20 protein-coding genes, 1 pseudogene and 1 riboswitch are annotated in these 22,696 nt (G+C 71.8%); of the genes and pseudogenes, 10 read left to right on the plus strand and 11 right to left on the minus strand.

Features of this window, described 5'->3' with window-relative positions:
* Positions 1–6: 6 nt before the first annotated feature.
* Positions 7–479 (minus strand): annotated as a pseudogene (locus tag STRCI_RS24665) (pyridoxamine 5'-phosphate oxidase family protein).
* Between the two features lie 42 nt (positions 480–521).
* The gene (locus STRCI_RS24670; protein ID WP_269661133.1) at positions 522–1,133 is read right to left on the minus strand and encodes a hypothetical protein; all 612 of its coding nucleotides are present in this window, start codon (positions 1,131–1,133) and stop codon (positions 522–524) included.
* Between the two features lie 170 nt (positions 1,134–1,303).
* Between STRCI_RS24670 and STRCI_RS24675 the strand changes: the two genes are divergently transcribed.
* Positions 1,304–2,098: a class II aldolase/adducin family protein gene (locus STRCI_RS24675; protein ID WP_269661134.1), complete on the plus strand. Its 795-nt coding sequence runs from the start codon at positions 1,304–1,306 to the stop codon at positions 2,096–2,098.
* A gap of 13 nt (positions 2,099–2,111) precedes the next feature.
* Here STRCI_RS24675 and STRCI_RS24680 read toward each other — a convergent pair whose 3' ends face one another.
* On the minus strand, positions 2,112–2,999 hold the full coding sequence (locus STRCI_RS24680) for a DUF4429 domain-containing protein (protein ID WP_269661135.1): 888 nt from the start codon (positions 2,997–2,999) through the stop codon (positions 2,112–2,114).
* 167 nt (positions 3,000–3,166) lie between these two features.
* On the opposite strand from STRCI_RS24680, the gene STRCI_RS24685 reads away from it, so the two are divergent.
* Complete coding sequence (locus STRCI_RS24685; protein WP_269661136.1) at positions 3,167–4,450, plus strand: hypothetical protein; 1,284 nt, start codon at positions 3,167–3,169, stop codon at positions 4,448–4,450.
* A 140-nt stretch (positions 4,451–4,590) separates the two neighbouring features.
* Entirely contained in the window at positions 4,591–5,121 is a 531-nt protein-coding gene (locus STRCI_RS24690) for a DoxX family protein (protein WP_269661138.1), read from the plus strand.
* Between the two features lie 52 nt (positions 5,122–5,173).
* Here the strand turns inward: STRCI_RS24690 and STRCI_RS24695 are convergent, their stop codons facing one another.
* Positions 5,174–5,395: a hypothetical protein gene (locus STRCI_RS24695; protein ID WP_269661139.1), complete on the minus strand. Its 222-nt coding sequence runs from the start codon at positions 5,393–5,395 to the stop codon at positions 5,174–5,176.
* The gene (locus STRCI_RS24700; protein ID WP_269661140.1) at positions 5,382–6,830 is read right to left on the minus strand and encodes a PspC domain-containing protein; all 1,449 of its coding nucleotides are present in this window, start codon (positions 6,828–6,830) and stop codon (positions 5,382–5,384) included. The genes STRCI_RS24695 and STRCI_RS24700 overlap by 14 nt, the downstream gene beginning before the upstream one ends.
* A 179-nt stretch (positions 6,831–7,009) precedes the next feature.
* Between STRCI_RS24700 and STRCI_RS24705 the strand changes: the two genes are divergently transcribed.
* On the plus strand, positions 7,010–8,302 hold the full coding sequence (locus STRCI_RS24705; RefSeq protein WP_269661141.1) for an ATP-binding protein: 1,293 nt from the start codon (positions 7,010–7,012) through the stop codon (positions 8,300–8,302).
* On the plus strand, positions 8,299–9,009 hold the full coding sequence (locus tag STRCI_RS24710) for a LuxR C-terminal-related transcriptional regulator (protein ID WP_269661142.1): 711 nt from the start codon (positions 8,299–8,301) through the stop codon (positions 9,007–9,009). Before STRCI_RS24705 ends, STRCI_RS24710 begins: the two co-directional genes overlap by 4 nt.
* 29 nt (positions 9,010–9,038) lie before the next feature.
* On the opposite strand, the gene STRCI_RS24715 is transcribed toward STRCI_RS24710, so the two are convergent.
* On the minus strand, positions 9,039–10,103 hold the full coding sequence (locus tag STRCI_RS24715; RefSeq protein ID WP_269661143.1) for a C40 family peptidase: 1,065 nt from the start codon (positions 10,101–10,103) through the stop codon (positions 9,039–9,041).
* A gap of 436 nt (positions 10,104–10,539) precedes the next feature.
* On the opposite strand from STRCI_RS24715, the gene STRCI_RS24720 reads away from it, so the two are divergent.
* On the plus strand, positions 10,540–10,893 hold the full coding sequence (locus tag STRCI_RS24720; protein WP_269661144.1) for a hypothetical protein: 354 nt from the start codon (positions 10,540–10,542) through the stop codon (positions 10,891–10,893).
* Here the strand turns inward: STRCI_RS24720 and STRCI_RS24725 are convergent.
* Together STRCI_RS24725 and STRCI_RS24730 are read right to left on the minus strand one after the other, a co-directional pair.
* Positions 10,871–11,881: a tellurite resistance/C4-dicarboxylate transporter family protein gene (locus STRCI_RS24725; RefSeq protein ID WP_269661145.1), complete on the minus strand. Its 1,011-nt coding sequence runs from the start codon at positions 11,879–11,881 to the stop codon at positions 10,871–10,873. The genes STRCI_RS24720 and STRCI_RS24725 overlap by 23 nt on opposite strands.
* A 199-nt stretch (positions 11,882–12,080) precedes the next feature.
* Positions 12,081–13,298 carry a C40 family peptidase gene (locus tag STRCI_RS24730; protein WP_269661146.1) on the minus strand — a complete coding sequence of 406 codons (1,218 nt, stop codon included), beginning with the start codon at positions 13,296–13,298 and terminating at the stop codon, positions 12,081–12,083.
* 8 nt (positions 13,299–13,306) lie between these two features.
* Positions 13,307–13,461: riboswitch (cyclic di-AMP (ydaO/yuaA leader) on the minus strand.
* A gap of 283 nt (positions 13,462–13,744) precedes the next feature.
* Here STRCI_RS24730 and STRCI_RS24735 point away from each other — a divergent pair.
* Entirely contained in the window at positions 13,745–14,821 is a 1,077-nt protein-coding gene (locus STRCI_RS24735; protein WP_269661147.1) for a ScyD/ScyE family protein, read from the plus strand.
* 64 nt (positions 14,822–14,885) lie between these two features.
* Positions 14,886–17,363, plus strand: coding sequence for a DNA helicase PcrA (gene pcrA, locus STRCI_RS24740; protein WP_269661148.1), 2,478 nt, complete (start codon positions 14,886–14,888; stop codon positions 17,361–17,363).
* A 61-nt stretch (positions 17,364–17,424) separates the two neighbouring features.
* On the opposite strand, the gene STRCI_RS24745 is transcribed toward pcrA, so the two are convergent.
* The gene (locus tag STRCI_RS24745; protein ID WP_269664631.1) at positions 17,425–18,933 is read right to left on the minus strand and encodes a M23 family metallopeptidase; all 1,509 of its coding nucleotides are present in this window, start codon (positions 18,931–18,933) and stop codon (positions 17,425–17,427) included.
* Positions 18,934–19,146: 213 nt separating this feature from the next.
* A complete protein-coding gene (locus STRCI_RS24750; RefSeq protein ID WP_269661149.1) occupies positions 19,147–20,019 on the minus strand; it encodes an esterase/lipase family protein in 873 nt (290 codons plus the stop codon).
* Between the two features lie 161 nt (positions 20,020–20,180).
* Here STRCI_RS24750 and STRCI_RS24755 point away from each other — a divergent pair, with 161 nt between their 5' ends.
* Complete coding sequence (locus STRCI_RS24755; protein ID WP_269661150.1) at positions 20,181–20,324, plus strand: hypothetical protein; 144 nt, start codon at positions 20,181–20,183, stop codon at positions 20,322–20,324.
* 210 nt (positions 20,325–20,534) lie between these two features.
* Positions 20,535–20,951 carry a coenzyme B12-dependent isobutyryl CoA mutase small subunit gene (locus STRCI_RS24760; RefSeq protein ID WP_015658371.1) on the plus strand — a complete coding sequence of 139 codons (417 nt, stop codon included), beginning with the start codon at positions 20,535–20,537 and terminating at the stop codon, positions 20,949–20,951.
* An 80-nt stretch (positions 20,952–21,031) separates the two neighbouring features.
* Here STRCI_RS24760 and STRCI_RS24765 read toward each other — a convergent pair whose 3' ends face one another.
* Positions 21,032–22,657: a DUF5691 domain-containing protein gene (locus tag STRCI_RS24765; protein ID WP_269661151.1), complete on the minus strand. Its 1,626-nt coding sequence runs from the start codon at positions 22,655–22,657 to the stop codon at positions 21,032–21,034.
* Positions 22,658–22,696: the final 39 nt, after the last annotated feature.

Consider the following 22,696-nt stretch of genomic DNA (forward strand, 5'->3'; position numbering starts at 1 on the left):
GGCGCGCTAGGTGCGCTTGATCAGGCGCAGCGGCTGACCGGGCTTCCAGACCTGGAGAGCGAGGTACTTCTCGTCCTCCACGGAGGTCCGCACGACCTCCGTCAGCTCGGTACGGAAGAGGTGGAACGGCTCCGGCGGTTCCACCTCTTCGCCGTACGCGGCCTTCTCCGCCGGGTCCACGACCTCGACGCCCGGCCGCTGATCCGGACGTCACCGCCGCCCATGGACTGGCCCTCCCCGGGGTTCGCCTGGAGCGCGAAGCGCGGATCGCGGCGCAGATCGAGCGCCTTGAGCGAGTCCGGCATCATCCCGAGCCACAGCTCGCCGCCCCGGAAGGTCACCTCAAGACCGGTGGTGCGCGGGGAGCCGTCCTTGCGGAGGGTGGCGAGGATGTGGTGTGTGAAGGCGCCGAAGCGCTCCTCGACGAGCTTGGCGAGTGCGGGTTCGGCGCTGCTGAACGCGGCCCAATTCATCGTCATACGACGAGTGTGGCGCCGATACCCGACATCCTCTGTCCGCTTTCAGGCGCGTACGTACCGCTCCCGGCCCTGCCCGTCGCGCACCTGCGTGCAGCCCGCCGCGGTCAGGCGCTCGGCCAGCTTGGCGCGGCGGGCCTCGTTCACCCGCAGGGTGATCAGCAGGAACGCCGGGACCAGCGCGGCGAGGGTGAGCAGCACCGCGAACTTGCCGGTCAGCGCGGCCAGCAGCACCAGCACCAGCGGGATGCCCCAGGCCATGGTGAGCAGCTGCTTTCGGTTGGCGGCGGCGCCCAGGGCGTCGTACCGGATGAGCGTCGTGATCAGATCGACGTCCGGCTGCGCCTCGGGGACCGGGGTCAGCGAGCCCTGGTACATGCCGGGCACCGGGCCGCCCGCGCCCGCCTGCGGGAACGCGGCCGCGTTGGCCGCCGCGCGCTGCACCGCCCGCGGATCGGCGTCCCGGACCATGGTGACGTGCACGGTCTTCTGCTTGCCGAGGTGGCGCACGTCCGCGTATCGGAAGCCGTAGCACTCGGCGATGTACGCGAGGGCGCCGAGTGTCTCCCACTCGGCGAAGGGGTGGACGAGCTCGACGACGTCCTGGGAGGCGAGCTGCCGCATGAGGGCGGTGACGTGACGGTCGGCGAGACTCACGGGGACTCCTGGTATCTGGCTGAAAAATGACGCTGAACTACTGATTCCGCATCCCAGACCCCCGAGTCCCTGAAAGGGTTGCGCGTCATCTTTACAACTCGGCCCTGCCCTTTTGCCCTGACCGACGGTAACTTCCGGGCCGTAAAGGAATTAGTGCAGGAGGCTGCCACATGCCCGGGCCCACGCCGCCGCTTCCGCTCCCCACCGACCGGCTGCGCTTCGCCATGCCGCCGATGCACGACTCGGTCGAGGACGAACGCCGGCACCGCAAGGAACGGCTCGCGGGCGCGCTCCGGATCTTCGGACGCCTCGGCTTCGAGGACGGGGTCTCGGGGCACATCACCGCACGCGATCCGGAGTTCAGCGACTGCTTCTGGGTGAACCCCTTCGGGATGCCCTTCAGGCATGTCACCGTCAGCGATCTGGTGCTGGCCAACTCCGACGGACAGGTCGTCGAGGGCCGCTACCACGTCAACCAGGCCGCCTTCGCCGTGCACGCCCAGGTCCACGCCGCCCGCCCCGACGTCGTCGCCGTCGCCCACTGCCACTCCGTGCACGGCCGCGCGCTGGCCGCACTCGGCGAACTCCTCGACCCGATCACCCAGGAGAGCTGCGCCTTCTACGAGGACCTCGCCCTGTACGACGCCTACAGCGGCGTCACCGTCGACGCCGGGGAGGGCCGCCGGATCGCGGGCGCCCTCGACTCCTGCAAGGCGCTGGTGCTGCGCAACCACGGACTGCTCACCGTGGGCGACTCGGTGGACGCGGCGGCCTGGTGGTTCCTGTCCCTGGAACGTTCCTGCCAGGTGCAGCTCACCGCGAGGGCGGCGGGCCGCCCGGTCCTCATCGACCACAAGGCGGCGGTCGCGACCCGGGAACAACTGGGCGGCGACCTGGTGGCCTGGATCAACTACCAGCCGTTGTGGCAGGACATCAGCCGCAGCGAGCCGGATCTGCTGTCGTAGTGGCTCCCGGGGTTCAAAATCCCCTGAGCACGGCCGCCTTGGTCATCGCGAACTCCTCGTCGGTGAGCACCCCGTCCTTGTACAGCTCACCCAGCTCCCGCAGCCTGCGCAGCAGCACGTCGTGCTGGTCGGCCGGCGGCGGTACGGCCGCGGCGAGCGGGCGGACGCGCTCGGCGTACTCCCCGCCGGTGCGCGTGGAGGGATGCGGCAGCCGGGCGGTCACCGCGGTCGCGACCAGCGCGGTGAGCAGATCGCGACGGGCGCTGCCCCACAGATCGAGAGCGTACGGATCCTTCTCCGGCGGGAGCTTGGAGAACGACGTCTCCCGGCTCACGAACCGCAGAAAGCCGTCCTCGTAGCCAGAGTTGGGCAGCCACTCGACCTGGACGACATCGGAGACATTGATGATCCGCGGCCCGGTCGCCCGCTTGACCCGGTCGGAAGTGTCGGCCCAGTCGATCCGTACCTGGATCCCGTCGAAGGAGACCGTGCCGTCCGAGGAACGCACCGAGACCGGGACCGGGGGACCGGGCAGCAGATAGGCCTTGGTGGGTTCGCTCGGGATCTGGTCCAGCAGCAGCGAATGCCGGATCTCCTCGGCCACGTACTCGGCGACCCCGGCCCGGTCCACGTCCACCACCAGCCGATACGGATCCGCCGGATCGGGCAGCCGGCCGCCGGTCGCCTGGAGCAGCGGATCGGCGCCCTCGCGCAGCCTCATCCGCAGCCGCCCGCGCTTGCGTTCGGGTTCGAAGACGACTCCGGCGACGGCCTCCAGCGGTACGGCGATCTCCCCGTACGTCTGCCGGAACAGCGGCACCGAGCGGTGCAGACCCGGCGTGATCCTGACCGTGGTGCCGTCGAAGGCCCAGGTCCCGTCGCGCTGGATGATCTCGGCCATAGGGAGATTCTCCCAGCCGGGTCAACACGGCGGCCCGCGTCTCACTCCCGGCGGGGCTTCCACGGACCGGACCTGCCGGGCGGGCCCCAGTCGGCGTAGGGCACAATTCGCTGGCGTTGCACTGGAGTTGTGGCGGTACGGAGCGTGAGGGAAGGCGGGCGTCGGACGTGGCGGTGCAGGAGGCGAGACAGGGCGCGGACCCGGGCACGGGTGCCCACGCGGGCGGCTGTACCTGCGGGGACTGTCCGCACGGGGCACGCGCGGGACACCGGCGCGCGGTCGCCGAATTCCTGCTGAAGCGGGACGAGTTCGCCGCCGGACAGGGCCTGCCCGCAGGCGTGGCGCACTCGGCGTCGGCGTCCCGGCAGTGGGTCTCCGAGGAACTCACCCAGTCCGCCGAACTGGTCGCCGAACGCGGCCGCGCCGAGGGCGAGGCCTGGCTGACCCGCCTGTGGCAGCGCACCGCGTACACGGTGTGGGGACTGGCCGTCCTGCTCCTGCTGGTCCAGGCGTTGACCGCGATCGGCGCGGGCTGGACCAACGCCCGTACCGCCGGACTGGTGGCGGCGGCGGTGACCGCGGGCGCGCTGACGGCGGCGTCCTGGTTCCACCGCGCCCGCGGTGGAGCGCTGGCGCCGGTCATCGGCGACGACAACCGGCTGTCCACCTCCCGCGCGGTGGCCGTGGCCTGGGTGCTGTTCGTGGCGTACGCGGTGCTGGTCCTGGTGGGCCGCCTCGCCGCCGCCTCCGACCCCGCCGAACGCGACACACTGATCTCCGGCTTCGAACTGGCCCGCGGCGCCGGGGTGGTGACGGTCCTGGCGGTGGTGTGCGCGGTCGCCGTCCTCGTCCGCCGGGTCGTGGGCCTGCGCGTACTGGGCCAGCGCCTGCAGAAGGTACGGGCGGACCGCCCCCGCGCCTCGGACCTCCTCACGGACGACGCGGGCCGGGGGACCTTCGCGGACATCCAGTACGTCGTGATCGGCACGGTGGCCCTCCTCTTCGCCGCGGTCCGCCTCGCCCGCCGCCCGGACCAGCTCCCCGACCTGCCCTGGGGCCTGGCGGTGGTCGTCCTGATCTCCGCCGCGACCTACCTGGCCGGGAAGTACGCCGAGGGCGGGCGCCCGGTGATCCTCTCCGTGGTCCGCTCCCGGGAGGCGGGCGACCTCGACGGCCCCATCCGCACGGGCGACGACATCGAGATCCGCGGCGCCGGTTTCGTCCCGCCGGGCGCCGGCACCGCCGACCGTCTCTCCCGCATGGTCGTCCGCATCGGCCCGGTCAACGTCCATGTCCCCCTCATCCCGGTCCGGGGCGGCTTCAGCAACCCCACGGACACGCTGCTGACGGTTCCGGTACCGGCCGATGTGGAACCCGGCCGGGTGGAGGTACAGGTGGTCACGGCCGCGGGTGCGGAGACCGGGCGGTACGCGATCGACGTGACGGAGTGACCCGGTACCGGGAGCCGTGCTCTGGCGGGGCGAGAAACCGACAACGCGGAGAAAATGGTCGGGTCAGGATTGAGCGGGTCCCAGTCGGTGTACGTATCGTCCCTTGAGGGGCACGTCCCGACGGGCGAGAGGCGGCACCGATGACTCACGGCTTCCGTACCGATGCGCACGACCCCTATCTGGACGGCGGCCGCGACTGGCGCGACCTGGCCACTCACTACGCCCTCCTCCCGCTCCGTGTCTTCCTCGGCGTCACCTTCATCTACGCCTCCCTCGACAAACTCACCGACAGCGCCTTCCTGAAGGACTCCGGTTCCGGCTCCATCGGCGACATGATGCGCGCCGTCCGGGACTCCGCCGCCATCCCGTCCATGGTCGACATGGCCCTCGACAACCCCGTGGCCTTCGGCTACGCCATCGCCCTGGGTGAACTGGCGGTCGGCATCGGCACCCTCCTCGGCCTCTTCGCCCGCCTCGCGGCCCTCGGCGGCGCCCTGATCTCGCTCAGCCTCTGGCTGACGGTGAGCTGGGCCGCGGAGCCCTACTACTACGGCAACGACCTCGCCTATCTGATGGCCTGGCTGCCCCTGGTCCTGGCCGGTGCCCCCTATCTCTCCCTGGACGCGATGCTCCGCACCCGCAAGCGCCGCCGAGCGGGCTACGAGCAGTAGCCCCCCGGACCCCGGCCGGGAGCCCGCCGCCGGCCGGGATGCCCGTCCCTTCTCAGGAGCCGCCTCCCGCGGGCCCCGCGCCGCGCCGCCGCCGTATCTCCCGCGACAGCACCGCCGTCGCCCCGGCCAGACCCAGACCGCCCATCACCACGGGGATCACCACGAACCACGGTGTCTCCCAGGCCCCGCCCGCGTCCCCGGCGTAGATCACGCCCGCGAGGGTCAGGAACGCGCCCGCGACCAGCCGGCCCGGCTGGAACTCATGACGCAGCACGCCGCACCTCCGCCTGTCCCACGCCGACATTGAGATCGAGCTCGATGGTGCCCGCCGCCTCGGCACCCTTGGCCGGCTTCAGCGTGACCTCCTTGTGCTTGTCCGGTGCCACATCCACGTCCTGCTTGTCGTCGCCCGGCAGCTGGATGTCCCCCACGCCCACGTCGATGTCCACCTTCACCGTCACCTCCGGCGGCACGATCACCTTCAGCTGTCCCACGCCCACCTCGGCGCGCGTGGTCACCGTCCTGCCCTCGGCCACGTCCAGCCCGCTCAGATCGAGGGTGCCGACGCCGGTGCCGAGGTCGTATCCCGGCTGGACCGCGGCCACCGTGGCAGGCTCCCAGGTCGTGCGTATCCACTGGGTGCCGATGTCCTTGGGCAGCGCCGCCGACGCGGCCAGCAGTCCCGCGGTGACGACCGCCAGGAAGACCGACCCGGCGCCGGTGCGCCCGAGGAACGCGCTGACCGCGATGCCGACGCCGAACACGATCAGCGCGGCGGCGAGGCCCGTCTGGAGGCTGGTGCCGAGCGGATGGTCGTCCCACGTCAGCCTGATGCCGAGGCCACCGGCGAACAGGGCCAGCAGCAGGATCCAGCCGCCGATCCAGCGGGGGCCGCGCGGTTTCGGCGGCTGGGAGCGGCGGGCGCGCAGATCCTCCCGGCGATGCCCGTATCCGGGGCCGAGGCTGATGTCGACCGCCGCCACGATGTCCCGGTCCTGGGAGTCGTGCGGGCCCCACAGATAGCCGGTGCCACCGTCATGGGTGCCGTCCTTGACGATCGGGTCGCGCCACCAGGAGGGGTAGGCCGTGGGCGCCGGGGGCGCCTTGGCCTCCGGCGGGGCGTCGGCGACGGCCTGCGCGGCGAGCGGATCGGGGTCGGCGCCGCCGCGCTGCCGCGACCAGTAGCCCGCGCCCGCGAGCAGCAGGGAGAGTATGACGGCGAAGGACAGCACCCCGCCGTTCGTCATCATCGTCAGGAAGACCCCGCAGCCGACCAGCGCGAACAGCACCGCCGTCAGCGCCTGGCCGTCCACCCGGCCGGTCAGCAGCTTGCGCACCTCGTTCTCCTCGTCGTCCTCGTACGGGACGAAGAGCCACGCGAAGCCGTAGAAGATCAGGCCGAGGCCGCCGGTCGCGGAGAGGACCGCGAGGGTGATCCGGAAGATCACCGGATCCATGTCGCACTGCCGCCCGAGCCCCGCGCACACCCCGGCGAGCATCTTGTGCCCCCGGTCCCGCCGGAACCGGCCGGGCGGTTCGGCGCCTCCCCCTTCTTCCTGCGCGGGCGCCCGCCCGTGCGCGCGCGAGCCCCCGCCCGCGCCGGGAGCCGGGTCCGCGGCGGGCGCGGCATCCTGCGGCCCGGCGCCCACGGCGGGGCGTGGGCCGGAGCCGGGTCCCGGACCCGTCGCGGCGTGCTCGTGATCAGTCATGCATCCATGGTGACGGCCGAGGCGGCCCGGCGGCAGTGGGAACGACCCTGGCCGGACCCTGATATCGCCCCTGAGCCGGATCCCGGGACCCGTTCGAGACCGCCGCGGCCCGAAGATCGGGGGAGTCTCGGGGGCGAACCCTGATGCTCCGCTCCGCCGCTCGTGTGACCATCGGTGGCATGTCGGAAGCCGCAGCACCGCCCCTCGCCGAACCGCGGCCGCCGCGCAAGCTCTACCGCAGCAGCGACGGACGCTGGCTCGGGGGCGTGGCGCGGGGGCTCGCCGGGCATCTCGGGCTGCCCGTGATCTGGGTGCGGCTGGTCTTCGTCGGACTGTTCATGGCGGACGGTCTCGGCGCGCTGCTGTATGCCGCGTTCTGGTTCTTCGTGCCGCTCGGCGTCGGCGGCGTCGCCGGGCAGAAGCCGCCCTCCTTCGTCACCACCGAGACCTCGACGGACGGCCGCCGCAGACTCATCGCCCGCAAGCCGGACCGGGGCCAGATCGTCGCCCTGCTCCTCATGGTCGTGGTGGCCATGGTCTTCGTGGGCAGCGTCGACCTCGGCAGCGGCGCCCAGGCCTATCTCTGGCCCATCGTGCTGGTCGCCGCGGGTGTCGCGCTGGTCTGGCGGCAGGCGGACAACGCCCGCCGGGCCCGCTGGATGGAGGTCGGCCGCCGCCGGCGCACGCTGAGCCTGCTGCGCGCGGCCGGCGGCGTGCTGCTGGTGACCGCCGGCGTCACCGGCATCTTCGTCCTCCAGGGCTCCGCCGCCCACCTCGGCTCCGTCCTCCAGGCGGCCCTCGCGGTCCTCGTCGGGATAACCCTGCTCGCGGGGCCCTATCTCGTCCGGATGACCCAGGACCTCTCCGAGGAGCGCCTGATGCGCATCCGCGCCCAGGAGCGTGCCGAGGTCGCCGCCCATGTCCATGACTCCGTGCTGCACACCCTGACCCTGATCCAGCGCAACGCGGAGAACGCCGGCGAGGTGCGCCGTCTCGCCCGCGCCCAGGAGCGCGACCTGCGCACCTGGCTGTACAAGCCGGAGGGCACCGGCAAGGAGGAGGCCGACGAACCCACCACCCTCGCCGACGCGGTCCGGCGCAACGCCGCCGAGGTGGAGGACAAGCACGGCGTCCCGATCGAGGTCGTCGTGGTCGGCGACTGCCCGCTCGACGAGCGGATCGCCGCACAGATGCAGGCCGCGCGCGAGGCGATGGTGAACGCCGCCAAGTACGGTGGCGAGGGCGGCGCCGTGCAGGTCTACGCCGAGGTCGAGGGGAGGACGGTCTTCGTGTCCGTCCGGGACCGCGGCCCCGGCTTCGATCTCGACTCGATACCCGCCGACCGCATGGGCGTCAGAGAATCGATCATCGGCCGCATGGAACGCAACGGCGGTACGGCGCGGCTGCGCCCCGTACCCGACGGCGGCACGGAGGTCGAACTGGAGATGGAGAGGGCGGAGAAGACGTCATGAGCGACGAGGCGAACGGTACGACGGAGGCCCCCGGCGGGGCGGGTGAGCGCCGGGTGCGTGTGGTTCTCGTCGACGACCACCGGATGTTCCGTACCGGGGTCCAGGCCGAGATCGGCCAGACCGAGCAGACCGGCGTCGAGGTTGTCGGCGAGGCCGCGGACGTCGACCAGGCGGTCACGGTCATCACCGCGACCCGGCCCGAGGTGGTCCTGCTCGATGTGCACCTCCCGGGCGGCGGCGGGGTGGAAGTACTGCGCCGCTGCGCCCCGTTGATGGCCGACGCCGAGCAGCCCGTGCGCTTCCTCGCCCTGTCCGTGTCGGACGCCGCGGAGGATGTGATCGGCGTGATCCGGGGCGGTGCCCGGGGCTATGTGACGAAGACGATCACCGGCACCGACCTGGTCGCCTCCGTCTTCCGGGTCCAGGAGGGCGACGCGGTCTTCTCGCCCCGCCTGGCCGGCTTCGTCCTGGACGCCTTCGCCTCCACCGACGCCCCTCCGGTCGACGAGGACCTGGACCGTCTCACCCAGCGCGAGCGCGAGGTGCTGCGGCTGATCGCTCGTGGCTATGCCTACAAGGAGATCGCCAAGCAGCTCTTCATCTCCGTGAAGACGGTCGAGTCGCATGTCTCGGCGGTGCTGAGGAAGCTCCAGCTGTCGAACCGGCACGAGCTGACGCGGTGGGCGACGGCCCGACGGCTGGTCTGAGGCCCGCACCGGCCGACCGGGCTCAGGGCTCACACCACCCGCGTCGCCCCCGCGAACGGCATCTCGGTGATCGGTGCGATCCGCACCGGAGCGGACGGGTTCGGGGCGTGGATCATCTGGCCGTTGCCGATGTAGAGGCCGACATGGCTGATCCCGGAGTAGAAGAACACCAGGTCGCCGGGGAGGAGTTCGGAGCGGGAGACGCGCTGTCCGGCGCCGATCTGGGCGTAGGTGGTGCGGGGCAGGGAGACGCCGGCGGCGCGGTAGGCGGCCTGGGTCAGGCCCGAGCAGTCGAAGGCGTCCGGTCCGGTCGCGCCCCACACATAGGGGCTGCCGAGCTTCTGGTGGACGTAGGCCACGGCGTCCGCCGCGCGGGAGTTGGGGGCCTTCGTGCCGGCGGACCCGGGGGCGGCGAGTCCTTCGCGCGCGCCCGAGGCGGAACGGGTGGCGCGGTCCTCCGTACCCCCGACCAGCCTCGCCCGCTCCTGCGCCGTCAGCCGGGACAGCAGCCGGTTGGCCTCGGCCAGCTTCCCGGTGATCGTCTCCTTGTGCCGCTTCAGCTCCGCCTGGCGCGACTTGAGCGAGGCCAGCTCGATGTGCGCGGCCCCGCGCAGCTTCCCGACCTCCCGCAGCTGTCTGCGGACGTCCGCCACGGACGCCGCCTGCCGGGTGCCGACCCGCTCGACGAACTCGGCGCCGTCCAGGTACCGCTCGGGATCGTCGGAGAGCGCGAGCTGTACGGAGGGGTCGAGGCCGCCCTCGCGGTAGTGCGCGGCGGCCATGGAACCGAGCGCGTCCCGGGCCGAGTTGAGCTTGTCCGTCTTGCGTGCGGCCTCGTCCCGCAGGGTCTTCAGCCGGGCCTCGGCCGCGTCCGCCTTCTCCTTGGCGCCGTTGTACTTCTCGGTGGCGGCCTCGGCCTCCTGGTACAGCCGGTCCACCTTCGCCTTGACCTGCGCCGGTGTCAGTTCGGGCTCGGCGTGTCCGGTCCCGTTGAAGCCCGTCGCGGTCGCCGCGCCCGCGAGGGCGACCGTGGCGGCCGTACGGACGGTGGTGCCGCCGGCCGAGCGCTGCCGGGACTTGCGATGTGCTGCCACGTGGACTGCACGTCCTTTCGCACGACTCCTACGGCCGCCTGATGACGCGTCCGGCGGCGGCCCGCACAGGGGGAGCAGGCCACCGCCGGACCTTCTTGGCGGTGGTGTCCGACTGCCGCCCCTGGCCCGGGCGGCGGTGGGGAGCCGGTCACCTGGTGGAGGACGCTAAGCCTGTGTGTGTCGGCTTGGTAACGCGTTGTACGGAACTGCCATGAGGGGATCGCCGGGTGACCGTATGTGACCGTGATCCGCGAACGGAGCGGTCGCCTTCACGCTGCGCGATGACCGAAGTCCTGGATTGCGGGGCGGGTGGGGGCGGCGGGGTGCTATGGAGCGCATATATGCAGGATCCATCGAGCGGGGAGGGCGCGGCGAGGGCGTGGGGAGGCGGGCCGGTGTCGGACGCCTCAGAGGCCCCTGATTAGGCTCCGGCCTCATGGACGTACTCATCCATCTCTTCGTCGGCCTGCACATCATCGGCATCGCCTCGCTCCTGGGCGGCTTCCTCACCCAGATGAAGGCGATGGGCCAGGGCACCGCCCGGTTCGTGCCGGCGATGCTGCACGGTGCGCTGACGATGCTGGTGACCGGCGTGATCCTGGTCGGGCTCAACCAGGCCGACGATCAGACCGTGAACAACATCAAGATCGGCGTGAAGCTGGCGCTGCTGATCGTGATCCTCGGTCTGGTCTATGTGAAGCGGGACGAGGAGAAGGTCGACAAGGGCCTGTTCGGGCTGGTCGGGCTGCTCACCACGGCGAACGTCTTCATCGCCGTGCTGTGGACGTGAGTTCGGCCTCCTCGGCCGCGGCGGAGACGTAGGCCCGCTCCTCCTGGACCGCCCCCACGGCGACGGCCAGCCAGGCCGCGACCGCGATCCACAGCAGGATCTCGCCGGGGGTCTCCAGCCAGGACACCTCGATGGCGGCGGCGACGGACAGGGTCGCCGTCGCGGTCATGCCCAGCGGGAACACGGTCGCCCAGCGGCGTACGTCGTAGCGGGGCCGTGGCCGGACCGCCTCGGCCACGGCGAGCACGGCGTACCAGGCGAGGTCGAGCACCAGCAGGGTGACGGTGACCGTGTGCAGGACATCGTCGGCGTCGTCGTTCCACAGATACAGCCCGGGGCTGTCCGCGGCGATCAGCTTGGACCCGGCGAGCGCCGAGATGGCCATCGCGCCGCCCGCGACCCAGTGGTCCCCGGCGCCCTCCAGCACCTGGCGCGGATCGAAATGGAGCAGGGCGAGGCCGTAGAGGACGAGTCCCAGCCAGAACAGCACGAGCGCGGCGTGCGCGAGCCAGGCCGTGGACTCGGCCGCGGCGAGGGTGGCGCCGAGGACGGCGAGGCCCTGCGTGGCCACGCAGCTGAGGAACACCGCGCCGGGCATACGGCGGCGCCAGTTGCTCACGACGACGTAGAGCAGGCCCGGCCACAGCACCGCGGCGAGCGCCAGCAGGGCAGCGGCCAGGGCCTGCCAGCCGAGCGCGGAGAAACGGGTGCCGAGCACGGTCGTCGCCGCGACGGCGGTGAGCGCGGCGGGGGTGCCCGCCTCCTGCCGCCAGCGCGCGGGCTGCCGCAGCAGCCTGAGGACGAAGTCCGTGGCGAGGCCCAGCCAGGCGACGCAGGCCACGGCCAGGGTGATCCGGGAGAGGACCTCGTAGCCGGTCAGGTGCAGGCCGACCGAGATGATGCCGGTCGCCATCACCGCGGCACCGGCCGCCGGAGGACGCAGCGCCCACCAGGCGCGAAGTGAGCGAGGGGCAGAGGTGCCGGGCATGCGCCGATGCTAAGGAGCGGGAGGCCGGTTCCCGACGGGCCACGCGCGCGGGGGCCACGAAATACGCGCGGGCGGCAGGGTGGCAGGGCGGACGGGTTTACGCGCGGGGCGTCCACGGATCCGTCGCCGTCGCTCGCCCAGCGGCAGCGGCACGCGTGCGTAGGCGTCGATCACGCCCACGCGCGCGTGCCGGGTCGGATCAGGCGGGGCGTACGACGCTGTGGATCGAGCCCTCGCCGTCGTAGTAGATCGACTCCTCGCGGACGTAGGCGCCGGGCTTCGGGGCGTGGATCATCATGCCGTTGCCGATGTAGATGCCCACGTGGCCGAGGTTCTCGTAGAAGAAGACGAGGTCGCCGGGCTTGGCGTTGGCGAGGGAGACCGTGGTGCCCGCGTTGACCTGGTCGTAGGTGGTGCGCGGGAGGGAGATGCCGGCGGCCGCCCAGGCGTCCTGGGTGAGGCCGGAGCAGTCGTAGGAGTCCGGGCCGGTCGCGCCCCAGACGTACGGCTTGCCGATCTGCGCGCGGGCGAAGGCGAGCACCTTCTCGGCCTTCGCGGCGTAGGTGGAGTCCGCCGGGGCCTCGGTCTCGGTGGACCCGGTGGAGGACGAGCCGGAGGACGACGAGTCGCTGGAGGAGGAGCCGCTCTCCTGCTGCTCGGCCTCGGCCGCCGCTGCCGCCTCCGCGGCCTCCTTGCGGCGCTGTTCCTCCGCCGCCTGCTTCTCCGCCAGCTCGGCCGCCTTCTGCGCGGCCTCCTCCTGGCGCTTGCGCTCGATCTCGGCGAGCCGCGCCTTCTCCTCCGCGGTCAGGTCGGAGAGCAGGTCCCGCGCGTCGGCGAGCTTCTTCTGGACGGTCGCCTTGGCGGTCTTCAGCTCGCCCTGCGACTCGTTCAGCGTCTGGAGGCTCTCGGTGGCCTCCTCGCGCTTCTTCATCGTCGCCGACTGCTGCGTGACGTAGTCGTCGACCGCTTCCTTCTGGCGACCGGTCATCCGGTTCATCAGCTGGGTCTGGTCGAAGTAGTCCTGCGGCGAGTCGGCCAGCAGGAACGTCGCGGTGTCGGGGGCCGCGGCGCCGGTGCGGTACTGCGCGGCCGCGAAGGAGCCCAGCTCCTCCCGCGCGTCGTTCAGCTTCTGGGTGCGCTTGGCGACGTCGTCCAGCAGGGTGTCGACCTGCTTGCGCTGCTTGGTCGTCTTCTCCTTGGCCGCGTTGTACTTCTCGGTCGCCGTCTCCGCCTGGCGGTAGAGGTCATCGACCTTCTTCTCGACCTCTTCGAGGCTCGGCTTGTCGTCCGTGGCCGGAGCGGCGTTGGCCGTCTGGGACAGCAGGGCCACGGAGGTGAGCGCGGCCGTGGCGAGGGCGGGGGTCCGTATGCCTGCGACGCGCGGCCCTGCGGGACGCGACTTGCGGTGCGACGCCAAGGGAGGCGACTCCTTCCATGTACCGCCTACCGAGTTAGCTGTCGGGTTCGGGCGGGTGGTTCGGAAGGTTTGCCCTACGGCCCTCTCCGGTAAGGGAGTCGGGCCGATTCACCCCAAGGTCCGTTGGGTCCCCGGCTCCGGCTGCCGTCGGCGGGCAGCGGACTCGGCGGAGGCCGCGCGGCCCGGCGTCGTTCGCCGGTGGGGGTCGTACGGCCTGCCCGGCACGGTAGCCAACTCGTGTGGCCCCTGTGAAGGTTGATGGGTGATATGCCCGATACATTTTCGTGACCTTGGGTCAGAACGTCGCGGGGTGTGGTCAATCCGGATGGATCTATGCCGAGTTGTGCGTATTTTCTCCGGAGTGACATCGTCCGCCCGCTTCCCGGCGCTAGCTTCCAGCCAGCCGCGGTCGTGTGAGCCGCGGTGGGGGAGTAGGGGGTACGGCCATGAGGAAGCGCACATCACTCGTCGTTGCCACGGGCGTCGCGCTCGCCGCCACCGTGGGCGTGGCGCCCGCCGGGGCGAGCGGGGGAGGGGACGGCCGGCCGGTCGTCCGGGTGATCGCGAGCGGGCTCGACAATCCACGCCAGCTCTCGTACGACGAGGGGCGGCTGTACGTCGCCGAAGCCGGCCGGGGCGGCAAGAAGTGCATCGGGGAGGGGCCGGAGGGGGAGACCTGCGTCGGACTCACCTCCGCCGTCACCAAGATCTACTGGGACGGGGGCGCGTGGAAGCACCGCCGGGTGGTGAAGGGGCTGCCCTCGGGCGCCGCCCCGGACGGCGGCTTCGCCACCGGCGTCGCCGGTGTGTCCGCCCGATACGGGGAGGTGTGGGGCGTGGAGACCTTCGTCCCGCCGGAGGCCGGGGTGCCCACGCACCGGCCCTGGAACACCCTCGGCAAGCTGCTGCGCATCGACCACGGCACGGCGCGGATCGCCGCCGACGTGTCCGCCGTGGAGCTGAAGCACAACCCGCACAAGGCGAACGTGGAGTCCAACCCGTACGCCGTCCTCGCCCTGCCGGACGGCCGGAAGATCGTCGCGGACGCGGCGGGCAACGACCTGGTGGAGATCTCCCGGTCCGGCAAGGCCCGCCCCTTCACCGTCTTCCCGGACCACAACGGCCGGGAGTCCGTCCCCACGTCCCTGGCGCTCGGACCCGACGGCACGCTCTACGTCGGTGAGCTGAACGGCCTCACCGAGAAGCCCACCGCGCGGGTGTGGCGCGTCGATGCCTGGACCGGCAAGATCCTCGGCTTCAAGTCCGGCTTCGGGCCGATCAGCGGCATCGCCGTCAACGGCAGCGGAGACCTGTACGTCAGCCAGCTCTTCGCGGGCGTGGTGACGAAGCTCTCGGGCACCGGGCGCACTGACGTCAAGGTCCCCTTCCCGGCGGGCGTGGCCGTGGACCCGCACGACGGCAAGGTCTACGTCTCCGCCTGGTCGATCGCCGACCGCGACGGCACCGTCCTGGACGGCAGGAAGACCCCGGGCGGCCAGGTCTGGAAGATCCTCGGCTTCTGAAAACCGTCCGATGTTCCGAGGGCGGCGGCGGGGTGTCAGTGGGGAGCCCTAGACTCGGAGAGCGATGAGCAGCCTCTTTGATGACAGCTTCCTGGCGGATCTTCAGGCCCCTCGTGGGCGTGAGGAGGAGCCTCCGCCGCCGCCCGAGGACGAGCACGCTCCGGAGTCGGTTCCGGACGATCTGTTCGGTGGGAAGTTCGACGTGCCGCCGGACCGGGACGACTACTACCGCGACGGCGCCCCACGCCCGGCGCTGGATGCCGCCGCGCTCATCGAGGGGCTCAACGAGAACCAGCGCGCGGCCGTCGTCCACTCCGGCACCCCGCTGCTCATCGTGGCCGGCGCCGGTTCCGGCAAGACCCGTGTGCTCACGCACCGCATCGCCTATCTCCTCGCCGAGCGGAACGTGCACCCCGGCCAGATCCTCGCGATCACCTTCACCAACAAAGCCGCGGGCGAGATGAAGGAGCGCGTCGAGCAGCTCGTCGGCCCGCGCGCGAACGCGATGTGGGTGATGACCTTCCACAGCGCCTGCGTCCGCATCCTGCGCCGCGAGAGCAAGAAGCTCGGGTTCACCTCGTCGTTCTCGATCTACGACGCCGCCGACTCCAAGCGTCTGATGGCCCTGGTCTGCCGGGACCTCGACCTCGACCCCAAGCGGTTCCCGCCCAAGTCCTTCAGCGCCAAGATCAGCAACCTCAAGAACGAGCTGATCGACGAGGAGGACTTCGCCGCCCAGGCCGGCGACGGCTTCGAGAAGACCCTCGCCCAGGCGTACGCGCTCTACCAGTCGCGGCTGCGCGAGGCCAACGCCCTCGACTTCGACGACCTGATCATGACGACGGTCAATCTGCTGCGCGCCTTCCCGGACGTCGCCGAGCACTACCGCCGCCGCTTCCGCCATGTCCTCGTCGACGAGTACCAGGACACCAACCACGCCCAGTACGCCCTCGTGCGCGAGCTGGTGGGCACCTCCGAGCACCCCGTCGACGTACCGCCCGAGGCGGAGCTCCCGCCCGCCGAACTGTGCGTCGTGGGCGACGCCGACCAGTCGATCTACGCCTTCCGCGGCGCGACGATCCGCAACATCCTCCAGTTCGAGGAGGACTACCCGGACGCGACGACGATCCTGCTGGAGCAGAACTACCGCTCCACGCAGACCATCCTGACCGCCGCCAACGCGGTCATCGAGCGCAATGAGTCCCGCCGCCCCAAGAACCTGTGGACCAACGCGGGCGCGGGCGCGCGCATCACCGGCTATGTCGCCGACACCGAGCACGACGAGGCCCAGTTCGTCGCCGACGAGATAGACCGCCTCACGGACGCGGGCGACGCGAAGGCCGGCGACGTCGCCGTCTTCTACCGCACCAACGCCCAGTCCCGCGTCTTCGAGGAGATCTTCATCCGCGTCGGCCTGCCCTACAAGGTCGTCGGCGGCGTCCGCTTCTACGAGCGCAAGGAGGTCCGGGACGTCCTGGCCTACCTGCGGGTGCTGGCCAACCCCGAGGACTCGGTCCCGCTGCGGCGGATCCTGAACGTCCCCAAGCGCGGCATCGGCGAGCGCGCCGAGGCGATGATCGACGCGCTCTCCCAGCGGGAGAGGATCAGCTTCCCGCAGGCCCTCAAGCGGGTGGACGAGGCGTACGGCATGGCCGCGCGCTCCACGAACGCCGTCAAGCGGTTCAACACGCTGATGGAGGAGCTGCGGACGATCGTGGAGTCCGGCGCCGGACCCGCGACCGTCCTCGAAGCCGTCCTCGAACGCACCGGCTATCTGGCCGAGTTGCAGGCATCCACCGACCCGCAGGACGAGACCCGGATCGAGAACCTCCAGGAACTCGCCGCCGTGGCCCTGGAGTTCGAGCAGGAGTCGGAGGAAACCCCGGGCGGGCTCGCCGACTTCCTGGAGCGGGTCGCGCTCGTCGCCGACTCCGACCAGATCCCCGACGAGGACGAGGACGGCTCCGGAGTCATCACCCTGATGACCCTGCACACCGCCAAGGGCCTGGAGTTCCCGATCGTCTTCCTCACCGGCATGGAGGACGGCGTCTTCCCGCACATGCGCGCCCTCGGCCAGGCCAAGGAACTGGAGGAGGAGCGCCGCCTCGCCTACGTCGGCATCACCCGCGCGCGGGAACGGCTGTATCTGACGCGCTCGTCGCTGCGCAGCGCGTGGGGGCAGCCGTCGTACAACCCGCCCTCCCGCTTCCTGGAGGAGATCCCGGCGCAGCACGTGGACTGGAAGCGCACGGGTGCCACCTCGCCGGTGTCCTCCGGGCCCGCGTCAGGCGTGGCGGCCTCGCTGTCCTCGTCCCGCTCCCGCTCGGCGGCGTCCGGCGCCTCCGGCTTCGCCACCCGCCGCACCGCCGAGCAGCCGGTCGTCGCGCTGGCCGTGGGCGACCGGGTGACGCACGACCAGTTCGGGCTCGGCACCGTGATGGCGGTCAAGGGCACTGGCGCCAACACCGAGGCGACGATCGATTTCGGCGACACCAAGCCGAAGCGGCTGCTGCTGCGCTACGCGCCGGTGGAGAAGCTCTAGCCACGAGAAAGCCCCCGCTGTCGAACAGCGGGGGCTCGCAGGGAAGTTGCGACAGCCGAGGCTACGACGGGTCGAGGCCGTGGCTGCGCAGCCAGGCGAGCGGGTCGATGGCCGAGCCGCCGCCCGGACGGACCTCGAAGTGCAGGTGCGGACCGGTGGAGTTGCCGGAGTTGCCGGAGTACGCGATCGGGTCGCCGGCCTTCACCGTCGTACCGGAGGCGACCTGGTAGGTGGAGAGGTGGCAGTACCACGTCTCCGTGCCGTCCATCGCGGTCACGATCATCATGTTGCCGTAGGCGCTGTTCCACTGGGTGCGCACGGTGCCGTCGGTCGCGGCCATCACCGTGGTGCCGTAGGACACCGGGAAGTCGATGCCGCTGTGCACCGACATCCAGTTGATGCCGGCCTGGCCGTAGTAGGCGCTGAGCCCCTGCTGGGCGACCGGCAGGGCGAACTTGGGGCGCAGCCGCTCCTTGCGGGCCGCCTCCTCCGCCGCCTTCTTCCGCTCGGCCTCCTGCTCGGCCTTGAGGTCGATGCGCTCCTGCGTCCGGCTGGCCCGGTCGGCGAAGTCGTCGGCGCCCGCGGAGAGGCTCTCCAGCTGGGTGTCGAGCTTGTTGTTGGCGGCCGACGGCTTGACGGCCTGCGCGTCCGAGGCGGTCGTCACCGTGTCCTTCTCGTCCGTCGTCAGGGTGCCGACGGAGGCGGCGGCGATCCCGGCCACGCCCATCACACAGGCCGACGGCACGGCGACGGTCAGCAGCGCGGAGCGCTTGGCGGGGGGACGGCGGCGGGAGCGGGCCGCGCGGGCGGCGGTCCGGGAGCCCGGGACGGGGCCGGTCTCCTCCTGGTCGTCGAGCAGGGGAGTGACGGCGGGCAGCTCACCGGTGGCGGTCAACTCGCCCTCACCGGAGGTGGTTTCCTCGTACGGCGCCGCGTCGTAGGACGCTTTCTCGTACGACGCGGCGCCGTACGCCGGGTCCTCCGCCGTGGCCTGCTCGAACGTCGCCGTGGCCTGCTGGTCGAACGATTCGGCCCGGTGCTCGTAGTCGTCCGCCCCGGCCGTGGCGCCGTCGGAGTTCCACTGCGTGGCGTCGTAGGCGCCGGTGTCGAAGGTCTGCGTGCCCCATTCCCAGTGCTGGGTCTGGTCGGCGGTGACACCGGACTGCTCGGGCTGGTTCCAGGCGCTGGCGTCCCAATGACCGCTCGCCTCGGGGCCGGTGGACTGCGGCGGTACACAGGACAACGGCTGGTACTCGGCCGCCCAGGCCGTCGTCTCGTAGGCGCCGGTGTCGTAGGCGGCGTGGTGCTGGGCCGCGTACGCGTCGTAGTTCAGTGTCTGCTGGCCGCCGTTGGTCCACTGGCTCGCGTCGTACGCGCCGGTGCCGCCGTCGCCCGGCAGCGTGCCGAACAGCGGGTCGGCGTCGAAGGTCCCGGTGGTCTGCGTGGTCTGCTGAAAACCGGTGGCGTCGTAAGCGGCATACGTGGTGAAGTCGCCGTACTGGGCTTCCTGCGTGCCGTACGACGCGTAGTGCGCGGAGGCGGCATCGGAAGCCGGAGCCGGGGTGGTCATGGTCCCCGACGGGTGACGGTCGTTCACCAACTTCTCTTTCGCCTCGACAACAGGGGCTGCCAGAGCAGTGCGGCGACTGTACCCGGCGGTACGCGGGCACGACAATCTTCGGCAGGTTTCCCGCTCCCGGGAAACGGGCATTCGGCCGTGTTTCGGGGGACTGTGGGCGGGAGTTTGGCCTTGTGTTCGAAGAGTGTTCGAGTCTGGTCGGGGTCACGCCACGGTCAGACCGCCCGCCGGAGCGGCTTCCGCGGCCTCCGCGACTCCCGTCGGTTCGCTGTCGAGGGCCTGGCGTATCCCCGCCGCCACAGCCGGGTGCACGGGCAGCGCGAGATGACCGACCCCGCTCACCCGCACGTTCTGCGCGAGCAGATCGGGGTGGTCGATACAGGCGGTCTCCAGCGGGTCCATGATGTGGTCGAGGTCGCTCCAGAAACTGACGAACTGCGTACGGCAGCCCGGCGCGGGCCGGGCCAGCTCCTCCAGCACCGCCGAACCGGGGCGCATCTGCCGCACGATGGGGTGGGCGTTGGCCAGCGGCACCACCTTGGTGCCGGAGTGCGGGGTGCCGAGCGTGACCAGCGTCCGCACCCGCAGGTCTCCGCCGAGCCGCTGGACGTAGTAGCGGGCGATCAGGCCGCCGAGGCTGTGCCCCACGACATCGACCCGCCGGCTTCCGGTGCGCTCGCAGATCTCCTCGATGTGCCGGCCGAGCAGCTCGGCCGCAGTACGGATGTCACAGGTCAGCGGAGAGTAGTTGAGCGACTCGATCCGGTGCCTGCCGTGCTGGGCGAGGCTGCGGCGCAGCAGTACGAAGACCGAGCGGTTGTCGATGAAGCCGTGCAGCAGCACGACCGGGGGATGGGTCTCCGTGGGCAGGTGGGGCGTGTCCGGCGAGCCCTGTGGCGGTAGCGCCGCCCTGCGTTCCTGGGTGATTCCGGAGGGATAGAGGAGGAGGTGTCCGGCGAGGATCGCGATCTCGAGTGCGGTGGCCTTCAGGAGCGCCATGGACAGTCCCGCCAGCCGGCTCGGCAGGAGCCGCTGGCAGAGGGGGAGAAGGGGCAGCACTGCCTTGGTGACGCTCATGGCCGACCTCCTGTCGGCACACCCGAGGACGCCTCCGTCCCCCGTGTGCCCTCATGGGAAGCCGCGCCGAGGCCGGCCGACGGTGCGCGAGTGGGCGGTGCGGGGTGAGCGCGGCGTGTGGCGTCGATGACGCCGGTGATGTGACGAGGCTCCCTGCCGGTGTGGCGACGAGGCTCCCCGCTGTCGTGCCGTACCTGCCCTGCGTGCTCTTCGTGCCCTCGTCGACGCGCCGCACCACCACGCCGCGCGGCCTGCGGCGCGGTGGTGCGGCGACCTCGTTGCGGCTCCCGTTGCGCGTGTTGTGATGCGCGGCGAACGTGTCCCACCGTGTGATTTCCCCCTCGGTCTCCACCGTGAAACTGCCGGTTGCGGGATGCTGGCGATAACGTTCGTTCACTTCCCCGGGCGGTATGGCACGGGGCTTCCGTGCCACGGCGGGTTCGGCGTGCACGGCTCGAGCGGTGTGTGCGGTACTTGTCCGTACGGATGGATGTAGTCGCTTCATGGAGGCAGTGATGGGTGTGGCAGCCGGTCCGATCCGCGTGGTGGTGGCCAAGCCGGGGCTCGACGGCCACGATCGGGGTGCGAAGGTGATCGCGCGGGCGCTGCGCGACGCCGGTATGGAGGTCATCTACACCGGGCTGCACCAGACGCCCGAGCAGATCGTCGACACGGCGATCCAGGAGGACGCCGACGCGATCGGTCTGTCCATCCTCTCCGGCGCGCACAACACGCTGTTCGCCGCGGTGATCGCGCTGCTCAAGGAGCGGGACGCGGCGGACATCCTGGTCTTCGGCGGCGGGATCATCCCCGAGGCGGACATCGCCCCGCTGAAGGAGAAGGGCGTCGCGGAGATCTTCACGCCTGGAGCCACGACGCAGTCGATCGTGGACTGGGTGCGGGCGAACGTGAGGCAGACGGCGGAGGCGTAGTCCGTATCCGCCCGGCAGCCCGTATCCGCCCAGCGGCCCGCATCCGCTCAGCCGCGGGCAGTCGTCAGCCGTAGCCCAGGTCAGCCATTGGCCTGGGCCGGGCGCAACTCCTCCAGCATCGCCGCGCGCAACCGCAGCGTCGTCACCAGCCGCTGGAACGCCTCCGCCCAGTACCCCCCGGCCCCCGGCGACGCGTCCTCCGGTTCGTCCGGCACCGCCAGCAGGCCGTCGAGGCGGCTCGCCTCCGCCGGGTCGAGGCAGCGCTCGGCCAGTCCCATCACTCCGCTGAAACTCCATGGATAACTCCCCGCGTCCCGCGCGATGTTGAGCGCGTCGACGACCGCCCGCCCGAGCGGCGCGGCCCATGGCACGGCACACACCCCCAGCAGCTGGAACGCCTCGGACAGTCCGTGCGCCGCGATGAACCCGGCCACCCACTCGGCCCGTTCGCCCGCCTCCAGCGTGCCCAGCAGCTTCGCCCGCTCGGCCAGCGACACCGCCCCCGGACCACCCGCCTCCGGCGCCGACGGCGACCCGAGCAGCGCCCGCGCCCACGCGGCGTCCCGCTGTCGTACGGCCGCCCGGCACCACGCTGCGTGCAGCTCGGCCTGCCAGTCGTCCGCGACCGGAAGTGCCACGATCTCGGCGGGCGTACGACCGCCGAGCCGCCCCGGCCACGCGCCGAGGGGTGCCGCCTCCACCAACTGTCCCAGCCACCACGACCTTTCCCCGCGGCCCGCCGGAGCCTTGGGCACCACACCGTCGCGCTCCATGCTCGGATCGCACTCGTGCGGCGCTTCAACCGTGATCGTCGGGGTGTCCGCGGTGCGGTCGACGGCCACGCACGCGCTCGCCCGCGCCGCCATCCGCCCGGCCAGCGCCGATTCCGGCAGCGCGGACAGCAGTTCCGCCGCCGTCGCCCGCACATTGCGGCTCCGGTCGGCCAGCGCCTGTTCCAGGAACGGCTCGTCCGGCGCGCCGAGCCCGGTGCGCAGCGAGTCGAGGAACATCAGCCGGTCCTCGGCCCGCTCCGTCGCCCAGGTCGCCGCGAGCAGCTCCCGTGCGGCGGCGGGCTCACGCGCGCGGATCGCGGCGAGCAGCGCGACCCGCTCGGCGAACAGGCCCTCCTGCCACAGGCGTCGGACCCGCTCCCGGTCCTCCGGCCGCGGCAGGGCGGCGCCCGCGCCGGGGGTCGCGCGCAGGGCGAACCGCCAGTCCTGGTTGAGCCGGGCCAGCCACACCGCGCGCGGGCCCGCGAACCGCAGCGCCGCGGGCCGCAGATCCGTGCGTCCCCGGGCCGCGTCCAGCAGGGCGGGCAGCAGGGGCGCGGGCGCCGCGTAGCCGTGGGCGTTGGCCGCCGCCAGCCACTGGGGCAGCAGCTCCATGAGGTCCGGCGCCGTACCCCTGCGCCCGCTGCCCCCGCCTCCCGCGCGGTCGGCCAGCAGCAGCCCGAGTCTGCGGGCCGCCGCCCCGGGCAGCGCGGGACGCGTGTCCTCGGGTGCCGGTTCGGGCCGCTCCACGGCACGGGCCGGACGCAGCCCCGCCCGACGCCGTACGGTCTCCACGGCGGCCGCGTCCAGCAGGGCGACCGGTGCCTCGCGGGCCGGGCCGGTGCCGGGCGGGGTACGGCGGTCGGTGCCGAGCAGGGCGGCGGTGACGAGTTCCTCCCACGCGGGCGCGGCCTCGGGAGCCGGGGTCGTGTTCATGCGGGTCGTCCCTTCTTCGGGGTGCCGTTGTCGAGGAGT

This window comes from Streptomyces cinnabarinus, from assembly GCF_027270315.1.
Taxonomy (GTDB): domain Bacteria; phylum Actinomycetota; class Actinomycetes; order Streptomycetales; family Streptomycetaceae; genus Streptomyces; species Streptomyces cinnabarinus.